Below are 2,297 nucleotides of genomic sequence, written 5' to 3'. Positions count from 1 at the left end.
CCACCCCCAGCACCGCGGTGTGGCGGGTGCGCTCGGCCAGATAGCTGGTGATCCCGGAGATGCAGCCGCCGCCGCCGACCGGCACCACCACCAGGTCCGGCTCGGTCGTCAGCTGGTCGAGGAGTTCGACGGCGATGGTGCCCTGGCCGGCCATGGTGCGCAGGTCGTCGTAGGGCGGCACCAGGGTCGCGCCGCTGCGAGCGACGTCGGCCAGGGCGGCCTCGGCCGCCAGGTCGTAGGTCGCCCCGCCCACGATCAGTTCGATGAACTCCCCGCCGTGGTAGCGGATCCGGTCACGCTTCTGCTTGGGCGTCTTGGCCGGCACGTACACCCGGCCGTGGATGCCCAGCGTCCGGCACGCGTAGGCGAACCCCTGCGCGTGGTTGCCCGCCGAGGAGCAGACCACCCCGGCGGCGATCTCGTCGGCGCTCAGCTGCACCAGCAGGTTGTAGGCGCCGCGCAGCTTGTAGGAGCGCACCGACTGCAGGTCTTCGCGTTTGAGGTAGACGGTGGCACCGGTGACCGCCGAGAGCCGCTCGCTGAGCTGCAGCGGGGTCGGTTGCACCACCGCGGCGATCCGCTTTGCCGCCGCGTCGATATCGGCCGCCGACAGCGGCCCGCCCAGCGGGCGGCCCGGACGCGGGCTCGATTCGGCGGACACCGGATCATGGTGCCACTGAGCAGGCCGGTCGGCACACCGGGGTCAGCACGATCACCTGGGCCGGAACGGGTTCTCCACCCGCACGCCGGCGTAGTCTTGGCCGTCGGCGAGATCCTCGGACCAGACCACATCGCAGCCCAGCGAGCGCCCGGCCTCGATGATCGCCGCATCCCGGTAGGCGATACCGAACCGCCGATGGGTGGCGGTGGCGGCCAGCATCAGTTCGGTGGTGATCGGCGCGACCGGGAAGCGCAGAAACGACTCCACCAGCCCGACACCTTGTTCATGGGTGAGTGCATCCGTCCGGCTCCGCCGGGTGACCTGGACGTAGAACTCCTGCAGCACCTGAACCGAGAGTGCCACATCCCGGGACGCCAGGATTTCGTTGGCGCGCTTCGCTTTCTGCTGCTCGTCGCGGTCAGTCGAGATCGCCTAGAGCAGCACGCTGGTATCAACGAACCGCACGGTCGTGGATCTCGTCGCGGCCGAGGCGCATGCCGGCCCGGAATCCCGGTAGTTCACCCTGGATCCGCCGCTGTTTCGCCGCCAGCCGGGCGAACTCCGCATCGCCCTCGGAGAGCGAGGTGAGGAACCCGGCGACCATGGCGCTCAGCGACGTACCGGCCTCGGCGGCCCGGATCCGGGCCTGGCGGTAGACGTCGTCGGAGACCGACACCGTGATATTCTTCACAGAATCACAGTAACGCAGTTACTGTGGTCGCCTGGTCGGGTGACCGCGGCCGGTCAGCCCACCGGGGCCAGCACGAAGACCGGGATCTGCCGGTCGGTCCGGGCCTGGTAGTCGGCGTAGTCCGGCCACGCGGCGACGGCGCGCTCCCACCAGATCGCCCTCTCGTCGCCGAAGACCTCGCGGGCGTCGTAGTCACCGCTGACCGTCTTGTCCTGCAGCTCGACCCGCGGGTTCTTCTTCAGGTTGTGGGACCAGACCGGGTTGGTGGGCTGCCCGCCCATCGACGCGACCACCGCGTACTGCCCGTCGTGCTCCACCCGCATCAGCGGCGTCTTGCGCAGCTTGCCGGTCTTGGCTCCCACACTGGTCAGCAGGATGACCGGCTTGCCCTTCATCTCGGTTCCCTCGATACCGCCGGACGCCATGTAGCGCTCGGCGTTCTCGCGGGACCAGTCCAGGGCCCCGGGTGCGTATTCTCCGGAAAGCGGCATAGGCGATCAGCCTAGCCAAGCCCCCCGCTCGACGCTCGGAACCGTCGAACTTCATATCGCACAGGACCGCCGCTGGTGGGTACCGGCCCTATCGGGTGGGCCGCACCGGTGCCGCCGCCGATCGCAGTTCTAAACCGAGGTCTAAAGAACTGCGCCGTCTCGGATGCGTCGCGCCAGTGCGGATTACCGGCGGGCAACAGCGGCCGTCGCCACCGCGGAGCTGACCCAGCGCCGCAGATATTGACGCAATTGCTCGCCTTGGCGTGGTGGGCGCCCCGGGTCGATGACGAATGATTGGATGACTCGCAGCAGGTGTTCGCCCAGTTCGTCCATGTCGTCACCGGTGAGTCCGGCCGCTGACCAGTCGACGTCGAACCGTTGCAGCATTGATTTCGCGAACTTCTGGGCCGCGTCGGCACTGGAATGCATTGCGCTGCAAAGCAATTGATGTCTC

At 68.4% G+C, this 2,297-nt stretch carries 4 protein-coding genes and 1 pseudogene; all 5 read right to left on the bottom strand.

Translation table 11 applies throughout. The features are described from left to right. The coding region (locus AC2VNT_RS15450; RefSeq protein ID WP_486947691.1) for a pyridoxal-phosphate dependent enzyme at nucleotides 1–661 on the bottom strand (661 nt) is incomplete at its 3' end. Between the two features lie 51 nt (nucleotides 662–712). Then, nucleotides 713–1,090, bottom strand: coding sequence for a PIN domain-containing protein (locus AC2VNT_RS15445; protein ID WP_486947692.1), 378 nt, complete (start codon nucleotides 1,088–1,090; stop codon nucleotides 713–715). A 22-nt stretch (nucleotides 1,091–1,112) separates the two neighbouring features. Next, complete coding sequence (locus tag AC2VNT_RS15440) at nucleotides 1,113–1,352, bottom strand: hypothetical protein (RefSeq protein WP_486947690.1); 240 nt, start codon at nucleotides 1,350–1,352, stop codon at nucleotides 1,113–1,115. 53 nt (nucleotides 1,353–1,405) lie between these two features. Beyond that, nucleotides 1,406–1,843 (bottom strand): nitroreductase family deazaflavin-dependent oxidoreductase, encoded by a 438-nt coding sequence (locus AC2VNT_RS15435; protein WP_486947689.1) that lies wholly within the window; start codon nucleotides 1,841–1,843, stop codon nucleotides 1,406–1,408. A gap of 183 nt (nucleotides 1,844–2,026) precedes the next feature. Beyond that, nucleotides 2,027–2,297: pseudogene (locus AC2VNT_RS15430) on the bottom strand (hypothetical protein); the annotation flags it as partial.

Source organism: Mycobacterium sp. TH-M15, from assembly GCF_057473705.1.
Note: the sequence above shows the minus strand (reverse complement) of the source record. Positions and strands in the feature narration are given on the sequence as shown.